Source organism: Streptomyces sp. NBC_01142 (genome assembly GCF_026341125.1).
In the GTDB taxonomy this organism is placed as follows: domain Bacteria; phylum Actinomycetota; class Actinomycetes; order Streptomycetales; family Streptomycetaceae; genus Streptomyces.
In genome coordinates this window covers 1530196-1556552 of sequence record NZ_JAPEOR010000002.1, presented here as the reverse complement: position 1 = coordinate 1556552, position 26357 = coordinate 1530196, and the positions used below count along the sequence as shown (strand labels likewise).

Sequence of the window (26357 nt, the reverse complement as noted above, 5' to 3'; positions counted from 1 at the left end):
CCGGTACGTACGGGAGTGTCAGTGCCCCGTGGGATGCTGGACCGCGATGGCCACCAGGAAGAACTCGACCGACGATCCCCTCGCCCCCGTCACGCTCGCCGTGGGCCAGGAGGACCTGCTCCTCGACCGTGCCGTGCAGCAGGTCGTGGCTGCCGCCCGGGCCGCCGACGCCGACACCGACGTACGCGACCTCACCTCCGACCAGCTCCAGCCCGGCACGCTCGACGAGCTGACCAGTCCCTCGCTCTTCGCCGAGCGCAAGGTTGTCATCGTGCGGAACGCGCAGGACCTCTCCGCCGACACGATCAAGGACGTCAAGGCCTACCTCGACGCCCCGGCCGAGGAGATCACCCTCGTCCTGCTCCACCCCGGCGGTGCGAAGGGCAAGGGCCTGCTGGACGCTGCCCGCAAGGCAGGCGCCCGCGAGGTCGCCTGCCCCAAGACCACCAAGCCCGCGGAGCGGCTGACCTTCGTACGGTCCGAGTTCCGTGCGCTGGGCAGGTCGGCGACTCCCGAGGCGTGCCAGGCCCTGGTCGACTCCATCGGCAGTGATCTGCGGGAGCTGGCCAGCGCGGTCTCGCAGCTCGCCTCGGACGTCGAGGGCACGATCGACGAGGCCGTCGTCGGGCGTTACTACACGGGGCGGGCCGAGGCCTCCAGCTTCACGGTCGCCGACCGTGCGGTGGAGGGCAGGGCGGCCGAGGCGCTGGAGGCGTTGCGCTGGTCGCTGTCGACGGGGGTCGCCCCGGTTCTGATCACCAGCGCCCTGGCCCAGGGCGTGCGGGCGATCGGGAAACTCTCCTCCGCGCGGGGCGGCCGGCCCGCCGACCTGGCTCGCGAGCTGGGCATGCCGCCGTGGAAGATCGACCGGGTCCGGCAGCAGATGCGCGGCTGGACCCCGGACGGGGTGGCGGTGGCGCTGCGCGCGGTTGCCGAGGCGGATGCGGGCGTCAAGGGTGGCGGCGACGATCCGGAGTACGCGCTGGAGAAGGCGGTCGTGGCGATCGCCCGCGCGGCGCGCACGGGCCGCAGCTGAGCCTTTCGCCCCGCCCGACCCTTCCCGTATCCCTGCCTGACCCCTTCCCGTATCCCCCTGCCCACCTCTTCCCGTAACCGGGGGCGGGGGCGTGGGCGGGTGCGGCCCCCGAGTTACCCGGCCGACGTCCCCCGGGTCCCCCCAGGCAGCACGAAAGCCCCGGTCCGGTGTCCTGGGGAAGGACGAGGACGGGGCTTTCGGCGGGGTCTGGGATGTGACCCGGAAACCCGTAGAACTGGGTGCGCCGCACCCGCGTGGCGAACGCGTTCGGTGTGCGGCGCGGGGTGCCGGTCAGGAGCGGGAGAGAGGGCCCGCTGGGTCCTTACCGGCGACATTCAAGAGGTTCAGCCCTTGAGGGAGCCAACCTTGATGGCCAGCGCCGACTTCTTGTTGGCGGCGGCGTTCTTGTGGATGACACCCTTGGAGACGGCCTTGTCGAGCTTCTGCGACGCCTCACGGACGGCCACAGTGGCCTTCTCGACGTCACCGGAAGCGACAGCCTCACGGGCCTTGCGGATCGCGGTCTTGACCGACGACTTGACGGCCTTGTTACGCAGGCGCGCCTTCTCGTTGGTCTTGTTCCGCTTGATCTGGGACTTGATGTTCGCCACGAAAGAGCCTTTTCAGGTTCGATGATCTTTGAGGTTGCGTTTCGCGCATGAGAGGGCACGAGACACAGCTGCCCAGGCTACCAGTAGCCCCTCGAGCGGCCCAAACCGAGCGCAGTCCCGTACCCGTGGGACGATAGAGCCTACGTATCGATCCGACATCGACCCGAGCCGAGCCGTACCGACCCGGCGTCTCCAAGAATCAGGACCCTGCGTGCCCGCGATCCCCAGCCACGTGCCCGAGCCGAGCCGTACCGACCCGGCGCTGATCCGCAACTTCTGCATCATCGCCCACATCGACCACGGCAAGTCGACCCTTGCCGACCGGATGCTCCAGCTGACCGGGGTGGTCGATCAGCGGCAGATGCGCGCTCAGTACCTCGACCGGATGGACATCGAGCGCGAGCGCGGCATCACGATCAAGTCCCAGGCGGTCCGTCTTCCCTGGGCGCCCACCGAGGGTGAGGGTCACGACAAGACCCACATCCTCAACATGATCGACACCCCGGGCCACGTGGACTTCACCTATGAGGTCTCCCGTTCGCTCGCGGCCTGCGAGGGCACGGTCCTCCTGGTCGACGCCGCGCAGGGCATCGAGGCGCAGACCCTCGCCAACCTCTACCTGGCGATGGAGAACGACCTCACCATCGTCCCGGTCCTCAACAAGATCGACCTGCCGGCCGCGCAGCCGGAGAAGTTCTCCGAGGAGCTCGCCAACCTCATCGGCTGCCAGCCGGAGGACGTCCTCAAGGTGTCGGCCAAGACCGGCGTCGGCGTGGAGGCCCTGCTGGACCGTGTGGTCCGCGACGTCCCCGCCCCGGTCGGCGTCGCCGACGCGCCCGCCCGCGCGATGATCTTCGACTCGGTCTACGACTCGTACCGCGGTGTCGTGACGTACGTGCGTGTCGTCGACGGGCAGCTCAACAAGCGCGAGCGCATCCGGATGATGTCCACCGGCGCCACGCACGAGCTGCTGGAGATCGGTGTCTCGTCGCCGGAGATGACCCCGGCCGACGGAATCGGCGTCGGCGAGGTGGGCTACATCATCACCGGCGTGAAGGACGTCCGTCAGTCCAAGGTCGGTGACACGATCACCTCCCTGCACAAGGGCGCCACCGAGGCACTGGGCGGCTACAAGGACCCCAAGCCGATGGTGTTCTCCGGCCTCTATCCGCTGGACGGCTCGGACTACCCCGAGCTGCGCGACGCCCTGGACAAGCTGCAGCTCAACGACGCCGCGCTGGTCTACGAGCCGGAGACCTCCGCGGCCCTCGGCTTCGGCTTCCGTGTCGGCTTCCTGGGGCTGCTGCACCTGGACGTCATTCGCGAGCGGCTGGAGCGCGAGTTCGGGCTCGATCTGATCGCCACCGCCCCCAACGTGGTCTACCGCGTGACCATGGAGGACGGCGCCGAGCACACGGTCACCAACCCGAGCGAGTTCCCCGAAGGCAAGATCGACAAGGTCCACGAGCCGGTCGTGCGGGCCACGATCCTCGCTCCCAGCGAGTTCATCGGCTCGATCATGGAGCTCTGCCAGACCCGCCGCGGCACCCTCCTCGGCATGGACTACCTCTCCGAGGACCGGGTGGAGATCCGCTACACCCTCCCCCTCGCCGAGATCGTCTTCGACTTCTTCGACCAGCTGAAGTCCAAGACCCGCGGTTACGCCTCCCTGGACTACGAGCCCACCGGCGAGCAGGCCTCCAGCCTGGTCAAGGTCGACATCCTGCTGCACGGCGACAAGGTCGACGCCTTCTCCGCCATCACGCACAAGGACGCCGCCTACGCGTACGGCGTACGGCTCGTCGCCAAGCTGCGCGAGCTCATCCCGCGGCAGGCGTTCGAGGTGCCCATCCAGGCGGCCATCGGCTCCCGCGTCATCGCCCGCGAGACCATCCGCGCCATCCGCAAGGACGTCCTCGCCAAGTGCTACGGCGGTGACATCTCCCGTAAGCGGAAGCTGCTCGAGAAGCAGAAGGAAGGCAAGAAGCGGATGAAGATGGTCGGCAGCGTGGAGGTCCCGCAGGAGGCCTTCATCGCGGTGCTGTCCAGCGACGACAGCGGCAAGGCCAAGAAGTAGCCGAGCCGTCCGCATGCTCCGCGGAAGCGCCCGCCCGGTCTCCGGGCGGGCGCTTTCTGTGTGCTTGCGGATTTCGTGTGGAGGCACTGTCCGATAATTGTGCGATACACCCACCGGTGGCTTCACCGTTCGGGACGGCGTCCCGTTCGTTATGAAGCGGCAGCCCGCAGACTCTTACGCGCAGGTCCCGGGCGCTCTACCCTGATCACGGCTCGATGGTTACTCGCCAGTTAAACAACCAGCCAGTCGTGCAGTACTGCCGCAGGCCCGGAGGACGTCGTGAGCGACACACAGACCCTGATCGAGAACCGACCGCCCTCCGTGGCGACCCTCTTCACCGAGCGCGTCGCGGCCACGCCGGATGCCGAGGCCTACCGTTATCCGGTGGCCCCCGCGTCCGGCCAGGGGCCCGACGACTGGAAGTCGCTGAGCTGGGGACAGGCAGCCGAGCGGGTCTACGCCATCGCGGCCGGCCTGATCGATCTCGGCCTGCAACCCGAGGACCGGGTCGCTCTCGCCTCCTCCACGCGGGTCGAGTGGATCCTCGCCGACCTCGGCGTGATGTGCGCCGGCGGTGCGACCACGACGATCTACCCGTCCACCAACGCCGAGGAGTCGTCGTACATCCTCTCCGACTCCGAGAGCCGGGTCCTGATCGCCGAGGACGCCTCCCAGCTGGCCAAGGCGCGTGAGCGACGGGCCGAGCTGCCGGACCTGAAGCATGTCGTGGTGATCGACGCGGCCGACGTGCAGCCGGACGAGAGCGACCCCGAGGGATGGGTGCTCTCGCTCGCCGACCTGGAGGCGCGCGGCGCGCAGTACCTCGACAAGCACCCGGGTGCCGTCAAGGAGCGGGTCAAGGCGATCACCGCCGACCAGCTGGCGACCCTCATCTACACCTCGGGCACCACCGGCCGGCCCAAGGGTGTGCGGCTGCCGCACGACAACTGGTCGTACATGGCGAAGGCCATCGCCGCGACCGGCCTGGTCACCACGGAGGATGTGCAGTACCTCTGGCTGCCGCTGGCGCACGTCTTCGGCAAGGTGCTGACCTCCGGGCAGATCGAGGTCGGGCATGTCACCGCCGTGGACGGCCGGGTCGACAAGATCATCGAGAATCTGCCGATTGTGCAGCCGACGTACATGGCCGCCGTGCCGCGCATTTTCGAGAAGGTCTACAACGGAGTCGCGGCCAAGGCGCGGGCCGGCGGCGGCGCCAAGTACAAGATCTTCCAGTGGGCGGCCGGAATCTCGCGCGAGTACGCCAAGGCGGCGCAGGACAACTTCCGCCGTACGGGCCAGTCTTCCGCTCCCTTCGGGCTGACCGCCAAGCACAAGGTCGCCGACGCGCTCGTCTACTCCAAGCTGCGCGAGGCCTTCGGTGGGCGGCTGCGCGCCGCGGTCTCCGGGTCCGCCGCGCTCTCGCCCGAGATCGGCTACTTCTTCGCCGGCGCCGGGATCCACATCCTCGAGGGATACGGACTCACCGAGTCGAGCGCGGCCAGCTTCATCAACCCGGGTGAGGCGTACCGCACCGGCACGGTCGGCAAGCCGCTGCCCGGCACCGAGGTGCGCATCGCGGACGACGGCGAGATCCTGCTGCGCTCGCCCGGCATCATGGAGGGCTACCACAACCTGCCCGAGAAGACCGCCGAAGTCCTCGAGTCCGACGGCTGGTTCCACACCGGGGACATCGGAGAGCTGTCCGCGGACGGCTATCTGCGGATCACGGACCGCAAGAAGGACCTGATCAAGACCTCCGGTGGCAAGTACATCGCGCCGGCCGAGGTCGAGGGGCAGTTCAAGGCGGTGTGCCCCTTCGTCTCCAACATCCTGGTGCACGGCGCGGACCGTAACTTCTGCACCGCTCTGATCGCGCTGGACGAGCCCACCATCCTCGCCTGGGCCAAGGAGAACGGTCTGGACGGCAAGCCGTACGCCGAGGTGGTGGCCTCCCGGCAGGCCGAGGAGCTCGTCGAGGGCTATGTGAAGCGGCTCAACGAGGGCCTGCAGCGCTGGCAGACCATCAAGAAGTTCCGCCTGCTGCCGCGAGACCTGGACATCGAGCACGGTGAGCTGACGCCCAGCCTCAAGCTGAAGAGGCCGGTCGTCGAGCGCGAGTACAAGGATCTGATCGAGGGGATGTACGCGGGCTCCCGCGAGGCGTAGGGGCGGGCGTGAGGGCGTGAGGTGCAGGGGCGAGCGTCAGGGCGTGAGGGCGCGAGGCACAGGGGCTGACCGGCGGGCGCGCCCGCCGGGCTTTTCCTCACCCCGCCCCTTCCCCCGGCCCGGGGCTCGCTCCGGCCCCTGCTTCTCCATCGCCGACGAGGCTGGAAACCAAGTTCCGTCGGCGATGAGAGCCCTTACTGGCTCCGCCCGCGCTGCAGTTCCTTCAGGATCTCCTCCACCCGGGTCAGCTGCCCGCGTACCTCGGGCACATCGTCCGGGCCGCTCCGCCCCAGTTCGCTCTCTATCGCGGTCAGGCGCGCCGATATCTGGCCGAGCTGCCCTTGATCCTGCGCGAGCAACCGCTCCAACTGGCGGTTCTTGCGGTGCAGATCGAGGAACACATTGACCTTGGCGCGCAGTATCCAGGGGTCGAAGGGCTTGGTCAGAAAGTCCGCGGCCCCCGTGGCGTACCCCCGGAACGCATAACCGCTGTCGGCCTCCGTCCCGGTCAGGAAGATGATCGGGACGTCCTTCGTCCGGTCGAGCCGCCTGATGCTGGACGCCGTCTCGAAGCCGTCCATGCCGGGCATCCGGACGTCCAGCAGCACCACCGCGAACTTCTGCAGCAGCAGGGCCCTCATCGCCTCTTCCCCGGAACGCGCCCGGACCAGCGGCTCGTTGAGGGCCCCCAGGACAGCCTCCAGGGCAACGAGATTGTCCTCCATGTCGTCCACGAGGAGGATGCTCGCGCGGTCGGCGGTGGTCGCCTCTGTGCTCATCGTGTCTGCCTCACGTGATCGTCGGAGGGACAGCCGGCTCCCCAATGCCGGTTGAGTGCTGCGGTGCTGCGGTGCTGCGGGTGGTGCGGTGGTGCGGGTGGTGCGACTGCCTGCCGTGCGACTGCCGGTGGTCCGGCGGACGACGTGCCGTCCGGATCCGCCGTCCTGCGCTCCGGGTCCAGGAGGGCGCAGACGACGGTCAGCACACGGTCCACGTCCCCAGGCTTCTTCGGTACGTACTCGAGAGCCCCTGCACCTTGGCGCGCCCGCCGAGCCGGCCCTCGGTGCGCCCTCGGTGCCGACCTGCCGCGCGACCCGGGCCACGTCGCCCGTGAACAGGGACAGCCGGGTCGTCCGGCCGACCGTGCCGTACGGCTTTCCTGCGCGCCCGTGTCAGTTCGTCGGCGCCCCCGTCGAAGGCGGGCCGGCCGGCCCGCCAGGAAGCCGGCCGGGCGGGCGGCAGCGCGCGGTCTCTCTTCATATTCGCCCACTTCGGTGACTCGACGCTTATGGGCGGGCTCAGTCTGTCACTCTGTCGGTGTCATAAGCGGCGCATTTGCCAGAACCGACCAGGAGCCGCACCGTGGGGCCAATTCCGATGCAGCGCGACACCGTTCACACAGGCCACCGTTCAACACCGCTGTACCCGCTCAGGGGTGACCTGCGGTCGGTCGCGCGCACCAGTCTGCCCGGCAATCCCCTGGCGCCGTCGGCCGCGCGCCGCTTCGTGCGGGCCGCCCTTGCCGACTGGACCAACCTCGGGCTGCTCGCCACCTGCGCGTTCTGCCGGGGGAGCGGGGGCTGCCCACCGGGACAGCACAGTACGGACCGGCTCGCGGACGATGCCGTACTCATCGTCAATGAACTGGTCACCAACGCCGTCGTGCACGCGGGCACCACCGTCGAACTGCTCTGCAGGCTCGAGGAGTCGGCGGAGGGCGAGCCCGCCGCGCTGGTGATCGAGGTCTCCGACCACCACCCGGCCAGGACCGTACGCAGCGAGCCGCAGGGCGACGCGGAACATTCCGGCACCCCCGAGTACGGGCGCGGCCTCCAGCTCGTCGGCGCCCTCGCCGAGCGCTGGGGCATCACCTACCTCGGTGCCCTCAAGGCCGTCTGGGCTCGGCTGCCCGTCGACGGCTGGGACGCCTGCCCGCTTCCCGGCGCCGAACCCGCGCTGCAACGCGGGCTGCGCGCCGCCGAGATCCTCGCCCCCTCGCCCCGGCGCACCGTGCGCGACGATCAGGACTGGATCAGCCGCGGCGCCCTCTCCTTCCTCGCCGAGGCCTCCGATCTGCTTGCCGGACAGCTGGACGAGGACCTGGTCGCGGCGCTCGCCGGACAGCTGCTGGTGCCGCGGCTCGCCGACTGGTGCGCGATCTGGCTGGACGGCGAGGCGGGACGCTCGGGGTGGGGCAAGGGTGGCGGAGCGGGGGCCGCGTCACGGCTGGCCCGGGTCTGGCACACCGACGAGGCCCGTATCGAGCAGCTGCGCGAGGTCCTGGACAAGGAGCCGCCGCTGTTGCCGGACAGCCCGCGCAACGGGCCCGTGCCGATCCCCTGGCCCGGTGAGGGGGAGCCGGGCGCGGGTGAGGGCACGGCGCTGGCCTACCGGCTGGTCGCCGGCGGACGCGGGCTCGGCACCCTGCTGGTCGCACGGCACGGGCTGGCGCGTGTCCCCGACGAAGTGACCGCGCTGATCGAGGACTTCGCGCGGCGGGTCGCCCTGGCGATCAGCGCGGCCCGTCAGTACACCCGGCAGGCCACCATCAGCCGGGTCCTGCAGCGCGGACTGCTGCCCAGCAAGGTCGGCCAGATCCCGGGCGTCGACCGCTTCCTGATCTACGAGCCGAGCGACGACGGCGTCGCGGGCGGTGACTTCTACGACATCTTCCCGGCCGCCGGCACGGCCGGCCGCTGGTGCTTCATGCTCGGCGACGTCCAGGGCAGCGGCCCCGAGGCCGCGGTCGTCACCGGCCTCGCCCGGCCCTGGCTGCGGCTGCTCGCCCGCGAGGGCTACCAGGTCGGCGAGGTGCTCGACCGCCTCAACGGACTGCTTCTCGACGACGCCATGGAGGCGGCGGAGTCGGCCGCGCTGATGGTCGCGGCGGCGGGCGGGCAGGGCGGTCAGGGCGTTCCGGAGGGGCAGCAGGCGCGGTTCCTGTCCCTGCTCTACGGCGAGCTGGTGCCGTCGCCGCGGGCCGGTGGGGGTGTGCGGTGCACCCTGGCGAGCGCCGGGCACCCGCTGCCGCTGCTGCTGCGACCCGACGGCAGGGTCGTGACGGCCGCCGAGTCGCAGGTGCTGCTCGGGGTCGTCGACGATGTGGCGTACCAGAGCCAGACCTTCGACCTGGAGCCCGGCGACACGCTGCTCTGTGTGACGGACGGGGTGACGGAGCGGCGCTCCGGGCCGCGGATGTTCGACGACGGGGACGGGTTGGCGCAGGTGCTGGCGGGGTGCGCGGGCCTGACCGCGCAGGGGGTCGCGGAGCGGATCAAGCAGGCGGTGTACGAGTTCGCCGAGGCGCCGCCGGAGGACGATCTGGCGCTGCTGGTGCTCCAGGCGCAGTGACGGTCCGGACGGTGACGAGGCGCGGGCCGAGCGGCGCGGGGCGGACGGCCCGGCCGAGGTGACCGCTCTGGTGTGGCCGCTCTGGTGTGACCGCTCTGGTGTGGCCCGTCCGGCGTGCCCGGGCCGAGGGCGAAACGGTTCGACGTAGCCGGTCCGAGGTGGCCGGTCCGAGACGAGCGGTCCGAGGTTCCTCGCGAGGTGACGGACAATGGGGGGCATGCCTTCCGTACTGCCCGATGGTGAGCCCATGCCCGAGGACGGGTCGCTGCCCGCATCCTCCCTCCAGGGCGCCGGGGACCGGCCGCTCGCCTTCTATCTGCATGTGCCGTACTGCGCGACGCGCTGTGGCTACTGCGATTTCAACACCTACACGGCGACCGAGCTGCGCGGCTCGGGCGGCGTGCTGGCCTCCCGTGACAACTATGCCGAGATGGTCGCGGAGGAGGTGCGGCTGGCCCGGAAGGTCCTGGGAGACGACCCACGTCCGGTCCGCACGGTCTTTGTCGGGGGAGGTACGCCGACGCTGCTCGCCGCGAGTGATCTTGTACGGATGCTGGACGCGGTCCGCGAGGAGTTCGGGTTCGCGGAGGACGCGGAGATCACGACCGAGGCGAACCCGGAGTCGGTGGACCCGGCGTATCTGGCGGAGCTGCGTTCCGGGGGCTTCAACCGGATCTCGTTCGGGATGCAGAGCGCTCGGCAGCATGTGCTGAAGGTGCTGGACCGTACCCATACGCCGGGCCGGCCCGAGGCGTGCGTCGCGGAGGCGCGGGCGGCCGGGTTCGACCATGTGAACCTCGACCTGATCTACGGCACCCCGGGGGAGAGCGACGACGACTGGCGGGCATCGCTCGCGGCGGCGGTCGGCGCGGGCCCCGACCACATCTCGGCGTACGCGCTGATCGTGGAGGAGGGCACGCAGCTGGCGCGGCGCATTCGCCGGGGCGAGGTCCCGATGACCGACGACGACGTCCACGCGGACCGATATCTGATCGCGGACTCGGTGCTGCGGGAGGCGGGCTTCGACTGGTACGAGGTCTCCAACTGGGCCACGACGGAAGCGGGCCGCTGCCTCCACAACGAGCTCTACTGGCGCGGCGCGGACTGGTGGGGCGCCGGCCCCGGCGCGCACAGCCATGTGGGCGGGGTCCGCTGGTGGAACGTGAAGCACCCCGGCGCGTACGCGGCGGCGCTCGCGGAGGGCCGCTCCCCGGGTGCGGGCCGCGAGCTCCTCTCGGCGGAGGACCGCCGGGTGGAGAGGATCCTGCTGGAGCTCCGGCTCCGGGACGGCTGCGAGCTGGAGCTGCTGCGCCCCCAGGGCCTCGCCGCGGCGCGCCGTGCCCTGTCCGACGAGCTGCTCGAGGAAAGGCCGTACGAGCAGGGGCGCGCGGTCCTGACCCTGCGGGGACGCCTGCTGGCGGATGCCGTGGTGCGGGACCTGGTGGACTGATCACTCTCCGGAGTGAACCCCTGCGGATCGGCGGTGTACCTGCCTAGGCTGGCCCTAGCCTGCTGCTCAAAGAATGCGGCGGATGAGGAGGGCCACGGAGATGACCGCTGTGGATGACCGACCTGTTGCATCGATTGCTGAGATCTTCGAGAACCTCGACGTTCCCGAGGGTTTCAAGGCGGAGCTCCTGCGGGGGGAAATCGTGATGATGGCCGGGCCTGACTGGGTCCACAACATGATCGTTCTGTTCGTCCAGAGGCAGATTCCGCTCGACCGCTGGTACCCGCTCCAGACACAGGACATCGCCATCCCGGGCGAGTCGAGTGAACCGCAGCCGGACCTCGTCGTCTACGAGCACGGGGCCTTCGAGGGCCCCGGCCGGCTCATCCCCGCCCCCGCGGTCACGCTGGTCCTGGAGGTGGTCTCCAAGACCAGCGCCGACCGCGACTACCGGCTCAAGCCGTCGATGTACGCGGCCGGTCAGGTGCCCGCTTATCTGCTCGTGGACCCCTTCGCGGCCACGTGCGTCCTTCACACCGAACCGGTCGGTGCGGGCGACGAGGCCAAGTACCAGGTGGAGCGCACGGTCAAGTTCGGTGACCCCATGCCGGTCGACGTGCTCGATCTGACCCTGGAGACGTCCGGGTTCCGGACCCTTCCGCGTCTCTAGTCCGGTCCGGTCCGGTCTAGTCCGGCGCCGTCACGAAGTCGATCAGCTCCTCGACCCTCCCCAGCAGCTCCGGCTCCAGATCCCGGTAGGAGTGGACCCGGGACAGGATGTGCTGCCAGGCCGCGCCCGTGTTCTCGGGCCAGCCCAGGGCACGGCACACCCCCGTCTTCCAGTCCTGGCCCCGCGGCACCACCGGCCATGCGCGGATCCCCACCGACGACGGCTTCACCGCCTCCCACACGTCGATGTACGGATGGCCCACGACCAGCGCGTGGTCGCCGGCGACCTGGCCCGCGATACGGGACTCCTTCGAGCCGGGAACCAGATGGTCCACCAGCACCCCCAGGCGCGCGTCCGGGCCGGGGGCGAAGTCCGCGACGATCGACGGCAGGTCGTCGATGCCCTCCAGGTACTCCACGACCACACCCTCGATCCGCAGATCGTCTCCCCAGACCCGCTCCACCAGCTCCGCGTCGTGGCGGCCCTCGACATAGATACGGCCGGCGCGCGCCACCCGGGCCCGTGCTCCCGGGACCGCGACCGAGCCGGAGGCCGTACGGGCCGGCCGGACCGACGCAGGAGCTGCCGCCGTGGGGCGGACCAGGGTCACCACCCGGCCCTCCAGCAGGAAGCCGCGCGGGACCAGCGGGAAGACCCGGTGCTTGCCGAAGCGGTCCTCCAGCGTGACCGTCGGGCCCTCCGCCGTCTTCTCCGTACGGATCACCGCACCGCAGAAGCCCGTGCCCACGTCCTCCACGACCAGATCGGGATCGGCCGGGACCTCGGGGGCGGGCTGCGACTTCTTCCAGGGCGGGGTCAAATCCGGGCTGTAGCTGCGCATTTGGCCGACGCTACGATACGCCGAAGCGCGCCGCCAGCACATCCCGCTGCGCGCGTACGAACGCCGCGTCGACCGCGGCTCCGTGCCCGGGGACGTACACCGCGTCCTCGCCCCCCAGGGAGAGCAGCCGGTCGAGCGCCGCCGGCCAGCGGGACGGGATCGCGTCCGGGCCCGCCTGCGGTTCGCCCGACTCCTCCACCAGATCGCCGCAGAAGACGACCTCCGGGCTTCCCGGGCCGCCCGGCACCAGCACCGCCAGATCGTGCCCGGAGTGACCGGGGCCGACATTGGCCAGCAATACCTGGCGCCCGCCCAGCTCCAGCGTCCACTCGCCGCACACCAGATGGTGCGGCACCACCAGCACGTCGATGGCCTCGGCGGCCGCGGACAGAGGGACCCCGTGCCGTACGGCGGTGTCGCGGATCTCCTCCCGTTCCCGTCTCATCAGCGCATCCACGCCCACCGCGCCGTAGACCTCTGCCCCCGAGAACGCCGCGGTGCCCAGCACATGGTCGAAGTGGGGGTGGCTCAGTGCGATATGCGTCACCCGGCGGCCGCCCAGCAGTGCCTGTGCCTGGGCGCGGAGCTCGGCGCCCTCACGGACCGTGGAGCCCGTGTCGTACAGGAGGACGGCGTCCTCACCGGCGATCAATCCGATGGTCGCGTCCCAGATCGGCATGCGGCGACGGCCCACCCCGTCGGCCAACCGCTCCCAGCCGAAGTCTTCCCAACTGACGTCCATACCGCGACGCTATCGGCAACGACCAGCGGCGTCGCGGTAGCGTGATCGGTCGCCCCGGCTGCCCGCCCTTGCTGGGGGAGTACCCCTCGGCCGTACACTGGCCGGGGAGAATGCTGGCACTCGGATCTATCGAGTGCCAGGCAGTCGCCGAGGAACCACAGCTGGAGGTGTGCGCGGTGCTCAGCGAACGCAGACTCGAAGTGCTGCGCGCCATCGTCCAGGACTATGTCGGCACCGAGGAGCCCGTCGGCTCCAAGGCCTTGACCGAGCGGCACAAGCTCGGTGTGTCTCCGGCGACGGTCCGTAACGACATGGCAGTGCTGGAGGAGGAAGGGTTCATCGCCCAGCCTCATACGAGTGCCGGGCGGATCCCCACCGACAAGGGATACCGGCTCTTCGTCGACAAGCTGGCGGGCGTCAAGCCGCTGTCGTCGCCCGAGCGCCGCGCCATCCAGAACTTCCTGGACGGAGCGGTGGACCTGGATGACGTGGTGGGCCGTACGGTACGGCTGCTGGCGCAGCTGACCAGGCAGGTCGCCGTCGTCCAGTACCCCTCGCTGACCCGGTCCACGGTCCGGCACGTGGAGCTTCTCTCCCTCGCGCCCGCCCGTCTGATGCTCGTGCTCATCACGGACACCGGCCGGGTCGAACAGCGCATGATCGACTGCCCCGCGCCCTTCGGCGAGACCTCGCTCGCCGACCTGCGGGCCCGGCTCAACAGCCGGGTCGTCGGCCGCCGCTTCGCGGATGTGCCGCAGCTGGTGCAGGACCTTCCCGACTCCTTCGAGCCGGAGGACCGCGGCACCGTCTCCACGGTGCTCGCGATCCTGCTCGAAACCCTGGTCGAGGAGACCGAGGAGCGGCTGGTGATCGGCGGCACCGCCAATCTGACCCGCTTCGGGCACGACTTCCCGCTGACCATCCGGCCGGTGCTGGAAGCGCTGGAGGAGCATGTGGTGCTTCTCCGGCTGCTCGGCGAAGCCAATGACTCGGGCATGGGCATGACCGTACGTATCGGTCATGAGAATGCCCACGAGGGCCTCAACTCCACTTCCGTGGTCGCCGTCGGCTACGGTTCGGGCGACGAGGCAGTTGCCAAACTCGGCGTGGTCGGACCGACCCGCATGGACTACCCCGGAACGATGGGAGCGGTACGCGCAGTGGCACGTTACGTCGGACAGATCCTGGCGGAGTCCTAAGTGGCCACCGACTACTACGCCGTACTCGGCGTACGCCGCGACGCATCCCAGGACGAGATCAAGAAGGCCTTCCGCCGGCTCGCCCGTGAGCTCCACCCGGATGTGAATCCGGACCCGAAGACGCAGGAGCGCTTCAAGGAGATCAACGCGGCGTACGAGGTGCTGTCGGACCCGCAGAAGAAGCAGGTCTACGACCTCGGCGGCGACCCGCTGTCCCAGGCGGGCGGCGGTGGCGCGGGTGGCTTCGGAGCCGGTGGCTTCGGGAACTTCTCCGACATCATGGATGCCTTCTTCGGGACGGCGTCGCAGCGGGGGCCCAGGTCGCGTACGCGACGGGGCCAGGACGCCATGATCCGTCTGGAGATCGAGCTCAGCGAGGCGGCCTTCGGTACGACGAAGGACATACAGGTCGACACCGCTGTGGTCTGTACGACCTGCAGCGGCGAGGGCGCTGCGCCGGGTACCTCGGCGCAGACCTGCGACATGTGCCGCGGCCGCGGTGAGGTCTCGCAGGTGACGCGGTCCTTCCTGGGCCAGGTCATGACCTCGCGGCCGTGCCCGCAGTGCCAGGGCTTCGGCACGGTCGTGCCGACGCCGTGCCCGGAGTGTGCGGGTGACGGGCGTATCCGCTCGCGCCGCACGCTGACGGTGAAGATCCCGGCGGGCGTCGACAACGGCACGCGGATCCAGCTCGCGGGCGAGGGCGAGGTCGGCCCGGGCGGTGGCCCCGCGGGTGATCTGTACGTCGAGATCCACGAACTGCCGCACCCGGTCTTCCAGCGGCGCGGCGACGATCTGCACTGCACGGTGACGATTCCGATGACGGCGGCGGCGCTGGGCACGAAGTGCCCGCTGGAGACGCTCGACGGCGTGGAGGAGATCGACATCCGCCCGGGCACACAGTCGGGCCAGTCGATCCCGCTGCACGGGCGCGGCATCACGCATCTGCGGGGCGGCGGGCGTGGCGACCTGATCGTGCACGTCGAGGTGACGACGCCGACGAAGATGGACGCGGACCAGGAGCGACTGCTGCGGGATCTGGCGAAGCTGCGGGGCGAGGAGCGGCCGACGGGCCAGTTCCAGCCGGGGCAGCAGGGGCTGTTCTCGCGGCTGAAGGACGCGTTCAACGGCCGGTAGGCGGGAGTACGGGTGGCGGGTGGCGGGCAGGCGCGGGTCCTCCCGCGCCGGGCCCGCCTGACGGCGGCGGCTTGTGACGCGCCCGGGTCGACGCCCGCGCCTGCCTGACGGCGGCTCGCCTCGTCGGCGCCCGCGCCTGGGCCTGCCTGACGGTGGCCTGTGATTCCCACCCGCACTGCCCGTGTTGAGTAGCGGGGCAGGCGCGGGTCCTCCCGCGCCGCGTTGGTGCCCGCGCGCCTGACGGCGGCCTGTGACGTACCCGGGTCGGCGCCCGCGCCTGGGCCTGCCTGACGGTGGCCTGTGATTCCCACCCGCACCGCCCGTGTTGCACAGCGGGCAGGTGCGCGGCCGTGGGTGGTCCGTCCGCCTGGCGGGGGTCGTGCGGTTGTTCTGCCGCGTTGCTCGCCGCCGGCGGCTGCGCCTGGCACGCGGGTGCGTGCCCTCCGCACCGCCCGTGCAGGTCTCCCGGGCTCGGCAGCTCGTCGCCCCGCTGCGCGGAGCGTCCCGTGACCCCCAGCAGCCCCTCACAAAGGGCTGGGGGACCGGGGCTTGCCCCGGATCGGGAAGGGGCGGGCGAAGGGGCGAGCAGGGGAAGAGCACCCCCGAGCCGCACCCGGAACTCCCGATTCGGGCGGTCCGTGAGAGGCATGGCACCATGCCTGCATGTCCTCCGCACTGACCGATCTCTGCCGTCTTCCGATCGTGCAGGCCCCCATGGCGGGCGGCGCCTCCTGTCCCCAGCTGGCCGCGGCCGTTTCCGACGCCGGTGGTCTCGGCTTCCTCGCCGCCGGGTACAAGACCGCGGACGGCATGTACCAGGAGGTCAAACAGGTCCGCGGGCTCACCTCCCGCCCCTTCGGCATCAATCTCTTCATGCCGCAGCCCGGCACCGCCGACCCCGCCGCCGTCGGTGTCTACCGGCAGCAGCTCGCCGGTGAGGCCGCCTGGTACGAGACCCCCCTCGGCGACCCCGATTCCGGACGCGACGACGGATACGAGGCCAAGCTCGCCATCCTTCTCGACGACCCCGTTCCGGCCGTCTCGTTCACCTTCGGCTGCCCGACGCGCGAGGTGCTCGACTCCTTCGCCAAGGCCGGCACCTTCACCGTCGTGACGGTCACCACGCCCGAAGAGGCGCTGGACGCGCAGTGGGCAGGTGCCGACGCCGTGTGCGTGCAGGGCATCGAGGCCGGCGGACACCAGGGCACCCACCGCGACGACCCCGCCACCGACGGGGCCGGAATCGGGCTTCTCTCGCTCGTCGGGCTGGTCCGCGAGACCGTACAGCTGCCGGTCATCGCCGCCGGCGGCCTGATGCGCGGCGGCCAGATCGCCGCCGTGCTGGCGGCAGGCGCGAGCGCGGCGCAGCTCGGGACCGCCTTCCTGGTCTGCCCGGAGTCCGGCGCCAACGTGCTGCACAAGCAGGCCATGACCAACCCGCTGTTCGTACGCACCGAACTCACCCGTGCCTTCTCCGGCCGCCCCGCCCGTGGCCTCGTCAACCGCTTCATGCGGGAGCACGGCCCGTACGCCCCCGTCGCCTACCCCGAGGTGCACCATCTGACGAGTGGCCTGCGCAAGGCCGCCGCAAAGGCGGGCGACGCCCAGGGCATGGCGCTCTGGGCAGGCCAGGGACACCGGATGGCGCGCGAGCTGCCCGCAGGTCGGCTTGTCGAGGTCCTCGCCGCCGAAACGGACTCCGCGCGAGCCGCCCTGGCTCTGGGCGGCGGCGCCCGATGACCGCGCCCGTATTCGTTGTCGAGTCCCTCGAGGGCGTCGGACCCGGTTCGATCCTCACCCTGGACGGGCCCGAGGGACGGCACGCCGTCTCCGTACGCAGGCTCCAGTCCGGCGAGCGCATCGTGCTCACGGACGGCCAGGGGCGCGGGGCAGCCGGTGTCGTCGTGCGGGTCGTGGGCAAGGACCAGCTGATCGTCGAGCCGTTCGAGTTTCCGACGGAGCCCGAACCCAGGCCCCGTATCACCGTCGTTCAGGCACTCCCCAAGGGCGACCGCGGCGAACTCGCCGTCGAGACCATGACGGAGACCGGCGTGGACGCGATCGTGCCCTGGGCCGCCGCGCGCTGCATCACGCAGTGGCGGGGCGACCGGGGAGCGAAGGCCCTGGCCAAGTGGCGGGCCACGGCGCGTGAGGCGGGCAAGCAGTCGCGCAGGCTCCGCTTCCCCGAGGTCGCGGACGCCGCAACGACCAAGCAGGTCGCGGCACTTCTCGCCGAAGCGGACTTCGCCGCGGTGCTGCACGAGGAGGGCGCCGAGCCGCTGGCCACCGCCGGGCTTCCCGCCGAAGGTTCGATCGTGCTGGTCGTCGGGCCCGAAGGGGGCGTGTCTCCCGAGGAGTTGGCGGCCTTCGCCGAAGCGGGCGCGAAGCCCTACCGGCTGGGCGGCAGCGTGCTGCGTACGTCGACGGCGGGCACCGCCGCCACGGCGCTCCTGCTGGGACGCACCGGCCGCTGGTCCTAGGGCTTCCTGCCGCCTGCCGAGGCTGGTCGTCAGCAGTGAACAGCCGGCAGACCGAGTGGCCGCTCGGCGGACGGTACGCGGGACCGTCCCCAGGAGGGCGCCCGGCGGTCGGTGTCGACGCCACGGCTACCGGACGGCCCCGGGCGCGAGGCCGAGGCCGGTGAACGCGGCTGTGCCTGCGGCGGCATGCTCGCCCCCGGCGAGCAGCAGCGTGCGCGCCGACTGGTAGCGGCAGCCGGCCGCACCGAACGCGTCCGCGGCGGCGAGCAGCCGCGGCAGATCGCCGTCGAGCAGCGCCTCCGCCCGGTGCACCTGGGCGGTGGCAACCGGGTTGCCGGCGACCATGACCCGGGCGGCATCGACCCGGTCCCGGGCGTCCGGGTGCCCGGCGAGCACCGCCGCCTCCGCCCTGAGCGCCACATACCAGTGCAGCCAGATCCAGCTGACCCACTTCCACACCTGATCCGGCTCCGGAGCGACCCGCTCCAGCGCCGCGCTCGCGTCCCCGTGATGGAGCAGGACCATGGCGTCGAGGACCGCACCATAGCCGTAGCGGTGCTCCGGTGTGGTGCCCGCCCGGTCGACGACCGCGAGCCAGGTTGCCCGGGCGTCGTGGTCGCCGCGCAAGCCGTGGATCATCGCGATCGACGCGGCGGCCGGGCCGAGAGAGAACGACCGTTGCCGGCTGCTCTGCTCCCACGCATCGAGGAATCTCACGCTGCCCGTGAGTACCTCGTCGACATTGCCGGCGAAGGCATCCGCGACCAGGAGCCAGGACATGGAGTAGTGGCCCACCTCGGCCAGCAGCGGCTGGTCGGCGAGCTGCCTGCCCCACCGGCGGGCTTCCGGCAGCTCACCCACGCCGAGGGCGGTTCCGGCGGCCATGGCGAGGGCGTCCATCAGCTCGTGCGTACTGGCCGGGGTACGCGGTGCCGAGGCCAGGATGTCAATCCGGCGCCGGGCGGCAGCTGCGGCGGCGAAGGCCTCACCGGACCAGCTCCGGGCGCCGGAGAGCGCGTCGAGGGCGGCCGACTCGGCCACCGGGTCGCCCGCGCGCCGGGCGAGCTCGACTGCCTGTTGGGCGCGCGCGACCGTCTCCTCCACGGTGTTGTCCGTGGCTCCCTGGACCGCGCCGAACGCGTCCGCGACCACCGCCGCCTCGGCCAGCGCGACAGCCGCCTCGGCGGCCGGGTCGTCATCGCCGGCCAGCTCCCGCGCTGCCGCGAGCATGGCGGTCACCTCGTCCACCGGGGGAATCTGCGTGAACTCACTGGAGAAGCGGTACGCGATGGTGGCGGCGGCCGCCAGGTCGCGGCCGGCACCGGCAAGGTCCCCGGCCCGGCGTGCGGCCTCCCCGGCGGCACGGTGCAGGCGGAACATGTCGTCACCGAGCCTGCGGCACCCGGCCACCCCGGCGGCCTGCCGCAGCGCCGCGGCACCGGCGGCGTCGACAGCGAGCACGGCCGCCTGCTCGTACCGCTGTTGGGCCTCGCCGAGCAGGTTGCGGGTGAAGGTCAGCTCGGCCATGCACAGGGCGAGACGGTAGGCGTCCACGCGCTGCTCCGGCCGGCCGGCGGCCCAGGTGAGGGCGGACCGGAGATCCTCTGCCAGCGCGTCGAACCGGGCGCGCCAGTCCGCGCCGCCGGCTCCCGCGAGGGCGGTCGCGCCGGCCGAGCACCAACCGACATGGCGAGATCGGACGTTCAGCAGCTCGCCGGCGTCGGCGAGCCGCTCCGTCCCGTACTGACGGATGGTCTCCAGCGCCTGGTACCGGGTGCCGGCCGCGGACGGTGTCACGGCGAGCAGGCTCTGCTCGGCCAGCCTGCCGAGCCCGTTGGCAACCGCGGCCGGATCCAGCGGGGCGAACCCGGCCACCTCGGCGGCCGCCTCGGCGGTGAACGGCACGACGAAAACCGACACCCGCCGCAGCAGCGCCCGGTCCTGCGGGTCCAGCAGGTCATGGCTCCAGTCCAGCACCGCCCGCACCGACCGGTGCCTGTCGTCGGCGCGGGGTCCGCCGGCGAGGATCCGCAGTTGGTCGGAGAGGCCGGCCGTGAGGCCGTCCAGCCCGAGCGTGGGGCACCGCGCCGCCGCCAGCTCGATCGCCAGCGCCATGCCGTCGAGGCGTTCGCAGACGGCCGCGACCTGGTCGCGTACCGCCGGATCCGGCGGCCGGCCGACCGCCGCCGCCCGATCCATGAACAGGGTCACGGCCTCCGACTCGCCGCCGCCGACCCGCGACAGCGGCGGGACCGGGAAGACCCATTCGAACGGCACCATCATCCGGGCCCGGCTGGTCGTGAGCACCCGCAACTGCGGGCAGGCCGCCAGTAGTCGTTCCAGGAACGGCGCCACCCCGTCGCGTACCTGCTCGCAGTTGTCCAGCACCAGCAGCGCCTGACGATCCGCCAGTGCGGCCAGCACCGACTCGTCGATGCCGCGCCCGGGTTGCTCGCCCACACCCACGGCCGCCGCGACCGCCGCCCCTACCCGCCCCGGATCGGTGATCGGGACCAGGTCGACGAACCACACTCCGTCGGCGAAGTCGCCGGCCAGCTCCGCTGCCACCGCCAGCGCGAGCCGCGTCTTTCCCACCCCACCCGGACCGACCGCGGTCACCTGGCGATGTGCCTTCACCGCCTCGGCCAACTTCCCGCGCTCCCGCACCCGGCCGATGAACGCCGTCAGCGGTGCCGGGAGGCCGGGCGCCGAGGGCGACCGCTCGGCGCGAGCCGGCTCGGCCGCGCGCCGGGAGAGCGCCCGTCGATCCGGCACCTCCAGCTTGCGCAGCAACGAGGAGACGTGCGACTCGACCGTGCGTACGGAGATGAACAGCTGCGCGGCGATCTCCGCGTTGCTGAGGTACTCCCCGAGCAGCGCGAGCACTTCGGCTTCTCGAGCCGAGACCACTGGATTGGACACCGACTCATTATCCGTGGTGCTTTCCGTGGTCAGCACGGAGGTGGGCCACCCCTCGGCCGGGAGAGGCTGTGACCACAGAGAACGAGCCAGACACGACCGGGTCGACCGTGACCCACAACCACAGGAGTGACCATGACCGGTTCTTCCACCCAGGGAATCAAGACCGTGCTGCATCCCGTGTCCGACCTGGCGAAGGCCAAGGCCGTGTACGCCGCTCTGCTCGGCGTCCCGCCGCAGACCGACTCGCCCTACTACGTCGGCTTCGAGGCCGAGGGCCAGTCCATCGGACTGCTGCCGGGCGGTGGACCGCAGGGTCTGACCTCGCCGCTGGCGCACTGGCACGTGACGGACATCGAGGCGAAGCTGGCCGAGGTGACCGCCGCGGGCGCCGCCGTGAAGGAGCCCGTGCACGACGTCGGGGGCGGCCGCCTGGTGGCCACTGTCATCGACCCCGATGGCAACCTTCTCGGGCTGCTTCAGGACCGATGAATTCCGAACCCCGCTCCCGCGATCGGCGCCGTCGCGACACCGAGCACCGGCTCACCCACGACATCGACGTCTGGGTGGCCAGTGCCTCGGCGGACGGCGTACCGCATCTGGTGCCGCTGTCCTTCGACTGGGACGGCGAGGCGCTGCTGGTGGCCACCCCGACGGACAGCCCGACCGGCAGGAACATGGCCGCTACCCGGGCCACTCGGCTGGGGCTGGGCCACACCCGCGACGTGTCCATGATCGAGGGCGAGGTCGAGGTCCTCGAGATCGACGCACTGCCGCAGGAGCGGGGTGACCGGTTCGCCGCGCGCACCGGCTTCGACCCGCGCGCCCTGGCCACGCCGTACCGCTGGTTCCGTATCACCCCGCGCCGCGTCCAGGCTTGGCGCGAGGAGAACGAGCTGCCCGACCGCGCGCTGCTGCGCGACGGCCGCTGGCTGGTCTGACATCCCGGCCGGGCACCAGCGGCTCCCCGAGCCGAAGCCACCCCACTGATCACGCTCGGGATGGCAGGAACGCAGGTGCGTCACCGGCTTGTCCGGCGGTCACGGTGATCGCCGGCGGCCGGGCGCGGGAGTCGCCGGCCAGGCGGACCTCGGTGCTCGGGCCGCCTCGGGACCGCCCGAGGGCGAGCGCCCACCGCAGCAGGCGCGCGTGCGCGGTTTTCCGGAACGGGCCGAGCACGTCCGGAAGGTCCCGCCAGAGACAGGCCTGAGAGACAGGCCGTGAGAGCCAGGCCCTAGGCGCAGATCGCGTCGAACAGCGGCCAGCCGTCCAGCTCCACCGTCTCGTTGGCGGCCGGCAGGATCCCGCGCGCCTCGGCCTCGTCGACGAAGCGGCGTACGACGCCCGGCTTGTGGAGGTTGAGCCAGTGGTCCCGGTCGTCGGCCACCCCGCCCGACGGGATGTACGCGCCGGGGGTGAACCGGCCGGGCCCTGCCTGGAAGACGAGCCGCAGCCGTGCCTGTGTGCCCTCGCGCAGCAGCGAGAGCACTTCGGCGCAGTGTTCGCCGGTCTGGTCGTGGTGCCGGTGCCGTACCGACCACAGGTGGACAGTGTCGCCGACAACGAGGCGCCTGACTCTTCGGGTGGCTCCCATGCCGTCAGCGTACGTTTTCCGGTCCGCTTCCGGCCGCCGGTTTTCCGGCGAGTGGCCGCAAGCGGTCTACCGCAGTCGTGAGTACGGTGGGAGGCTGCCACTCATGGGGGCCATGAGACAAGCACTCCACCGGCGGACCCTGGCCGCGATCGGCGCCGCCGGTGCGGCAGTTGTGGGTGTGGCGGCGTGCGAGCCGTCGGCGGCCGACGGGGTGAGCGCCGTCGCCGTCGCGATCACCACCGACAAGACGGCGACCAGCACGCTCGAACGCCTGGACTTCGATGTGCGCTGGCTCAGCTGTACGGCGACGCTCAAAGTCGGAGCCAAGGCGTCCAAGTCCGCGTCCGGGACCGGATCGTCCGGGACAGGATCGTCCGGGACCGGATCCACGTCGCCCTCCGGCCGCAGCGTGGCCACCGTCGACTGCCAGGGCGAGACCGGATCCGGTCAGGAGATCACGCTCACCGGCAACGTGACCGAGGAGCGCTCCGGGAGATGCGTACGCGGCGACCTGATTGCCAAGATCGACGGCAAAGTCGTCTTCCGGGCCAGTGTGCTCGGCAACTGCGCCGCCGAACCGACGCACACGTCGACGCACACCTCGACGCGGACTCCCCCGTATACCCCGCCCGTCACCCACCGGCCGCCCACCGCGCCGCCCGGGCCCACCACGACCGTGACCGTTACCGTCACCGCGACAACCGATCCCGGCCACAAGTGATCGAAACTGCTGACCGTGCCGCGTCCACATGCCTAGGGTGATCGTGTGACGCACCCTGCCTACCTCCGGTATCCGCATCTCCACGGCGAGTTGATCGCCTTCACCGCAGAGGACGACGTCTGGGTCGCGCCGCTCGACGGCGGCCGGGCGTGGCGCGTGAGTGCCGACAACGTTCCGGTGAACCACCCCAGGATCTCGCCCGACGGCGCGCACATCGCCTGGTCCTCGCTCCGCGACGGCGCCCCCGAGGTGCATGTCGCGCCCGTCGAGGGCGGCCCCTCGGACCGTCTGACGTACTGGGGGAGCGGGAGGACCTCCGTACGGGGCTGGACCCCGGACGGCGAGGTCCTCGCCATCAGTACGTACGGCCAGGCCTCGCTGCGCCGAAGCTGGGCACGGGCCGTGCCGCTCGACGGCGGACCCGCCACCGTCCTGCCGTACGGGCCCGTCGGCGATGTGGCGTACGGGCCGCACATCCTGCTGCTCTCGGTCACCATGGGGCGCGAGGCCGCCGCCTGGAAGCGCTACCGGGGCGGCACGGCAGGCAAGTTGTGGATCGACCGGGCGGGCGAGGGCGAGTTCGTCCGCGTCCACGAGGAGCTCGACGGGAACATCGAGTATCCGCTGTGGGTGGGGGACAGGATGGCGTTCCTCTCCGACCACGAAGGCGTCGGGGCCGTCTACTCCTCGCTGCCCGACGGAGCGGATCTGCGCCGCCACACCGGCCTGGACGGTTTCTACGCCCGCCATGCCGCCACCGACGGGACCCGCGTCGCCTACGCCTCGGCCGGTGAACTCTGGCTGCTGGACGACCTCGACGCGGCCGAGCCCCGCCGCCTCGACATCCGCCTCGGCGGCCAGCGCACCGATCTGCGGCCCCGCCCCGTCACGGCCGCCCGCCACCTCGGCACCGCCGCGCCCGATCACACCGGACGCGGCAGCGCCGTCGAGATCCGCGGCGGCATCCACTGGGTCACCCACCGCGAGGGTCCCGCGCGCTCGCTCGCCGCGCAGCCGGGCGTACGGGCCAGGCTGCCCCGCACCTTCCGCGTCGAGGGCGAGGAACATGTCGTCTGGGTCACCGACGCCGAGGGCGACGACGCCCTCGAATTCGCCCCGGCCACCGGGGCGACGCCCGGCGCCGCACCGCGCAGGCTCGCTGCGGGCCGGCTCGGCCGCGTACTGAGCCTCGCCGTCGCCCCCGACGGGAGCCGGGCCGCCGTCGCCTCGCACGACGGCCGGGTGCTGCTCGTCGAGCGGGAGTCGGGCGAGGTGCGCGAGGTCGACCGCAGCGAGCACGGCGAGGCCAACGGGCTTGTCTTCTCGCCCGACTCGGGCTGGCTCGCCTGGTCGCACCCCGGGCCGTCGCCGCTGCGTCACCTCAAGCTCGCCAACACCGCTGATCTGTCGGTGGCCGAGGCCACCCCGCTGCGCTTCGCGGACTTCCAGCCCGCCTTCACGCTGGACGGGAAGCACCTTGCCTTCCTTTCCGAGCGCGCCTTCGACCCGGTCTACGACACGCATGTCTTCGACCTCGCCTTCGTCGGCGGCTGCCGCCCGCACCTGATCACGCTCGCCGCGACGACGCCCTCGCCCTTCGGGCCGCAGCGTCACGGGCGGGCCTTCGAGGCCGACAAGGACAATCAGCAGGACGGCGAGGAGAGCAGCGTCCCCGTCACCCGCATCGACCTCGACGGTCTCGCCGACCGCATAGTTCCGTTCCCGGTCGAGGCCGCCCGCTACTCCACGCTGCGCGCCGCCAAGGACGGGCTGCTGTGGCTGCGCCACCCGCTGCACGGCGTCCTCGGCGCGACCCGTGCCACGCCCGACGACCCGGGGCCCAAATCCGCGCTGGAGCGGTACGACCTGGTCCAGCAGAGCATCGAGGAACTGTCCGCGGACGCGGGCCACTTCGGGGTCAGCGGCGACGGCAAGCGGGTGCTGCTGTACACCGACGGCAAACTCAAGGTCGTACCGAGCGACCGCAGGGCATCGCGCGACGAGGACAGCGACACCAACATCACGGTGGACCTCACACGGGTACGCAGCCGTGTCGATCCGGCCGCCGAGTGGCGGCAGATGTACGACGAGGCCGGACGGCTGATGCGCGACAACTTCTGGCGTGCCGACCTCGGTGGCGTCGACTGGGACGGCGTTCTGGACCGCTACCGCCCGGTGCTCTCGCGGGTGGCCACGCACGACGATCTGATGGACCTCCTGTGGGAGGTCCAGGGCGAGCTCGGCACCTCGCACGCCTATGTCACGCCCCGGGGCGGGTACGGGAACAGCTCGACCCGGCAGGGGCTGCTGGGCGCCGACATCTCCCGCTCGGCGGAGGGCAGTTGGCGCATCGACCGCGTCCTGCCGTCCGAGACGTCCGACCCGAACGCCCACTCACCGCTGGCCGCGCCGGGCGTCGCGGTGCGCCCGGGGGACGCGATCCTCGCGGTGGACGGCCGGCCGGTGGACGAGGTCGCGGGTCCCGGGCCGCTGCTGGTCGGCGCGGCCGGCCAGCCCGTCGAGCTGACCATCTCCCCGGCGGGCGGGGGCGATCCGCGGCACGCCGTCGTCGTACCGCTGGCCGACGAGGAGCCACTGCGGTACCACGCGTGGGTCGCCGGCCGGCGCGCGTACGTCCATCAGCAGTCCGGGGGCCGGCTGGGCTATCTGCACGTGCCCGACATGCAGGCGCCGGGCTGGGCCCAGATCCACCGCGACCTGCGGGTCGAGGTGGCCCGCGAGGGTCTGGTGGTGGACGTACGGGAGAACCGCGGCGGCCACACCTCGCAGCTCGTCGTCGAGAAACTGGCGCGCCGCATCGTGGGCTGGGACCTGCCGCGCGGCATGCAGCCGTTCAGCTATCCGCAGGACGCGCCGCGCGGCCCGGTCGTCGCGGTGGCGAACGAGTTCTCGGGCTCGGACGGCGACATCGTGAACGCGGCGATCAAGGCGCTGGGGATCGGTCCGGTGGTGGGGACACGGACGTGGGGCGGCGTTGTCGGCATCGACAGCCGGTACTCCCTGGTCGACGGCACGCTGGTGACCCAGCCCAAGTGGGCGATCTGGCTGGAGGGTTACGAGTGGGGCGTGGAGAACCACGGCGTGGACCCGGACGTGGAGGTGGTGATGGCCCCCCAGGACCATGCGGCGGGCCGGGACCCGCAGCTCGACGAGGCGATCCGGATGGCACTGGCGGTGCTCGCCGAGAACCCGGCGAAGACGCCACCGGAACTGCGGTAGGCCTGCGCGGGGTGTGGCCGCGGCCGAGGGCCGGCCGCGGCCGGCGGGCGGCTGCCCGTGGGCGGCGTTGTGGCTGTCCGCCGCGGCGATGGGCAGGGGCGCCCGGCTCCGGGTGGTGTG

General features: G+C 71.6%; 20 protein-coding genes and 1 pseudogene. 14 read left to right on the top strand and 7 right to left on the bottom strand.

Translation table 11 applies throughout. The annotated features are described in order from the left end of the window. Positions 1–46 precede the first annotated feature (46 nt). Positions 47–1036, top strand: coding sequence for a DNA polymerase III subunit delta (gene holA / locus OG883_RS24575; protein ID WP_266544689.1), 990 nt, complete (start codon positions 47–49; stop codon positions 1034–1036). A gap of 344 nt (positions 1037–1380) precedes the next feature. Here the strand turns inward: holA and rpsT are convergent, their stop codons facing one another. After that, positions 1381–1647 (bottom strand): 30S ribosomal protein S20, encoded by a 267-nt coding sequence (rpsT, locus tag OG883_RS24570; protein ID WP_266544686.1) that lies wholly within the window; start codon positions 1645–1647, stop codon positions 1381–1383. 211 nt (positions 1648–1858) lie between these two features. Between rpsT and lepA the strand changes: the two genes are divergently transcribed. Beyond that, a complete protein-coding gene (gene lepA, locus OG883_RS24565; RefSeq protein ID WP_266544683.1) occupies positions 1859–3724 on the top strand; it encodes a translation elongation factor 4 in 1866 nt (621 codons plus the stop codon). 279 nt (positions 3725–4003) lie between these two features. Then, a complete protein-coding gene (locus OG883_RS24560) occupies positions 4004–5893 on the top strand; it encodes a long-chain fatty acid--CoA ligase (RefSeq protein ID WP_266544681.1) in 1890 nt (629 codons plus the stop codon). 194 nt (positions 5894–6087) lie between these two features. Here the strand turns inward: OG883_RS24560 and OG883_RS24555 are convergent, their stop codons facing one another. After that, the gene (locus tag OG883_RS24555; RefSeq protein ID WP_266544678.1) at positions 6088–6672 is read right to left on the bottom strand and encodes a two-component system response regulator; all 585 of its coding nucleotides are present in this window, start codon (positions 6670–6672) and stop codon (positions 6088–6090) included. 598 nt (positions 6673–7270) lie between these two features. Between OG883_RS24555 and OG883_RS24550 the strand changes: the two genes are divergently transcribed. The 3 genes from OG883_RS24550 (at position 7271) to OG883_RS24540 (ending at position 11364) form a co-directional block, all read left to right on the top strand. Continuing rightward, entirely contained in the window at positions 7271–9244 is a 1974-nt protein-coding gene (locus tag OG883_RS24550) for an ATP-binding SpoIIE family protein phosphatase (RefSeq protein WP_266549399.1), read from the top strand. A gap of 208 nt (positions 9245–9452) precedes the next feature. Then, positions 9453–10694: a radical SAM family heme chaperone HemW gene (hemW, locus tag OG883_RS24545; RefSeq protein ID WP_266544675.1), complete on the top strand. Its 1242-nt coding sequence runs from the start codon at positions 9453–9455 to the stop codon at positions 10692–10694. Between the two features lie 100 nt (positions 10695–10794). Further along, complete coding sequence (locus OG883_RS24540) at positions 10795–11364, top strand: Uma2 family endonuclease (RefSeq protein ID WP_266544673.1); 570 nt, start codon at positions 10795–10797, stop codon at positions 11362–11364. A 16-nt stretch (positions 11365–11380) separates the two neighbouring features. On the opposite strand, the gene OG883_RS24535 is transcribed toward OG883_RS24540, so the two are convergent. Both OG883_RS24535 and OG883_RS24530 read right to left on the bottom strand, forming a co-directional pair. Further along, positions 11381–12205: a DUF3097 domain-containing protein gene (locus OG883_RS24535; RefSeq protein WP_266544672.1), complete on the bottom strand. Its 825-nt coding sequence runs from the start codon at positions 12203–12205 to the stop codon at positions 11381–11383. 10 nt (positions 12206–12215) lie between these two features. Then, positions 12216–12947 (bottom strand): MBL fold metallo-hydrolase, encoded by a 732-nt coding sequence (locus OG883_RS24530; protein ID WP_266544669.1) that lies wholly within the window; start codon positions 12945–12947, stop codon positions 12216–12218. Between the two features lie 176 nt (positions 12948–13123). On the opposite strand from OG883_RS24530, the gene hrcA reads away from it, so the two are divergent. The 4 genes from hrcA to OG883_RS24510 all read left to right on the top strand — a co-directional run bounded on the left by hrcA (position 13124) and on the right by OG883_RS24510 (position 17763). Then, the gene (gene hrcA / locus OG883_RS24525; RefSeq protein ID WP_266549398.1) at positions 13124–14146 is read left to right on the top strand and encodes a heat-inducible transcriptional repressor HrcA; all 1023 of its coding nucleotides are present in this window, start codon (positions 13124–13126) and stop codon (positions 14144–14146) included. Next, the gene (gene dnaJ / locus OG883_RS24520) at positions 14147–15283 is read left to right on the top strand and encodes a molecular chaperone DnaJ (RefSeq protein WP_266544666.1); all 1137 of its coding nucleotides are present in this window, start codon (positions 14147–14149) and stop codon (positions 15281–15283) included. It abuts the gene before it with no gap. Between the two features lie 663 nt (positions 15284–15946). Beyond that, the gene (locus OG883_RS24515) at positions 15947–17023 is read left to right on the top strand and encodes a nitronate monooxygenase (RefSeq protein WP_266544663.1); all 1077 of its coding nucleotides are present in this window, start codon (positions 15947–15949) and stop codon (positions 17021–17023) included. Next, the gene (locus OG883_RS24510; protein WP_266544660.1) at positions 17020–17763 is read left to right on the top strand and encodes a 16S rRNA (uracil(1498)-N(3))-methyltransferase; all 744 of its coding nucleotides are present in this window, start codon (positions 17020–17022) and stop codon (positions 17761–17763) included. The genes OG883_RS24515 and OG883_RS24510 overlap by 4 nt, the downstream gene beginning before the upstream one ends. Before the next feature lie 126 nt (positions 17764–17889). On the opposite strand, the gene OG883_RS24505 is transcribed toward OG883_RS24510, so the two are convergent. Next, on the bottom strand, positions 17890–20685 hold the full coding sequence (locus OG883_RS24505) for a LuxR C-terminal-related transcriptional regulator (RefSeq protein ID WP_266544657.1): 2796 nt from the start codon (positions 20683–20685) through the stop codon (positions 17890–17892). 132 nt (positions 20686–20817) lie between these two features. On the opposite strand from OG883_RS24505, the gene OG883_RS24500 reads away from it, so the two are divergent. Further along, positions 20818–21174, top strand: coding sequence for a VOC family protein (locus tag OG883_RS24500; RefSeq protein WP_266544654.1), 357 nt, complete (start codon positions 20818–20820; stop codon positions 21172–21174). After that, entirely contained in the window at positions 21171–21623 is a 453-nt protein-coding gene (locus tag OG883_RS24495) for a pyridoxamine 5'-phosphate oxidase family protein (protein ID WP_266544652.1), read from the top strand. The genes OG883_RS24500 and OG883_RS24495 overlap by 4 nt, the downstream gene beginning before the upstream one ends. 61 nt (positions 21624–21684) lie before the next feature. On the opposite strand, the pseudogene OG883_RS24490 reads toward OG883_RS24495, so the two are convergent. Both OG883_RS24490 and OG883_RS24485 read right to left on the bottom strand, forming a co-directional pair. Continuing rightward, positions 21685–21804 (bottom strand): annotated as a pseudogene (locus OG883_RS24490) (IS5/IS1182 family transposase); the annotation flags it as partial. Positions 21805–21916: 112 nt separating this feature from the next. Then, complete coding sequence (locus OG883_RS24485; protein ID WP_266544649.1) at positions 21917–22276, bottom strand: hypothetical protein; 360 nt, start codon at positions 22274–22276, stop codon at positions 21917–21919. 112 nt (positions 22277–22388) lie between these two features. Between OG883_RS24485 and OG883_RS24480 the strand changes: the two genes are divergently transcribed. Both OG883_RS24480 and OG883_RS24475 read left to right on the top strand, forming a co-directional pair. Beyond that, positions 22389–22997, top strand: a complete 609-nt coding sequence (locus tag OG883_RS24480) for a hypothetical protein (protein ID WP_323180961.1) — start codon at positions 22389–22391, stop codon at positions 22995–22997. 45 nt (positions 22998–23042) lie between these two features. Beyond that, positions 23043–26237: a S41 family peptidase gene (locus OG883_RS24475; protein ID WP_266544644.1), complete on the top strand. Its 3195-nt coding sequence runs from the start codon at positions 23043–23045 to the stop codon at positions 26235–26237. The last annotated feature ends 120 nt before the right edge of the window (positions 26238–26357 follow it).

Coding starts and splice junctions, on each gene's coding strand:
- hemW (WP_266544675.1), top strand. CDS start 9,453: ATGGGGGGCATGCCTTCCGTACTGCCCGATGGTGAGCCCATGCCCGAG.
- OG883_RS24535 (WP_266544672.1), bottom strand. CDS start 12,205: ATGCGCAGCTACAGCCCGGATTTGACCCCGCCCTGGAAGAAGTCGCAG.
- OG883_RS24500 (WP_266544654.1), top strand. CDS start 20,818: ATGACCGGTTCTTCCACCCAGGGAATCAAGACCGTGCTGCATCCCGTG.
- OG883_RS24480 (WP_323180961.1), top strand. CDS start 22,389: ATGAGACAAGCACTCCACCGGCGGACCCTGGCCGCGATCGGCGCCGCC.
- OG883_RS24510 (WP_266544660.1), top strand. CDS start 17,020: ATGACCGCGCCCGTATTCGTTGTCGAGTCCCTCGAGGGCGTCGGACCC.
- OG883_RS24485 (WP_266544649.1), bottom strand. CDS start 22,276: ATGGGAGCCACCCGAAGAGTCAGGCGCCTCGTTGTCGGCGACACTGTC.
- holA (WP_266544689.1), top strand. CDS start 47: ATGGCCACCAGGAAGAACTCGACCGACGATCCCCTCGCCCCCGTCACG.
- OG883_RS24515 (WP_266544663.1), top strand. CDS start 15,947: ATGTCCTCCGCACTGACCGATCTCTGCCGTCTTCCGATCGTGCAGGCC.
- OG883_RS24495 (WP_266544652.1), top strand. CDS start 21,171: ATGAATTCCGAACCCCGCTCCCGCGATCGGCGCCGTCGCGACACCGAG.
- OG883_RS24555 (WP_266544678.1), bottom strand. CDS start 6,672: ATGAGCACAGAGGCGACCACCGCCGACCGCGCGAGCATCCTCCTCGTG.
- OG883_RS24530 (WP_266544669.1), bottom strand. CDS start 12,947: ATGGACGTCAGTTGGGAAGACTTCGGCTGGGAGCGGTTGGCCGACGGG.
- OG883_RS24550 (WP_266549399.1), top strand. CDS start 7,271: ATGCAGCGCGACACCGTTCACACAGGCCACCGTTCAACACCGCTGTAC.
- OG883_RS24540 (WP_266544673.1), top strand. CDS start 10,795: ATGACCGCTGTGGATGACCGACCTGTTGCATCGATTGCTGAGATCTTC.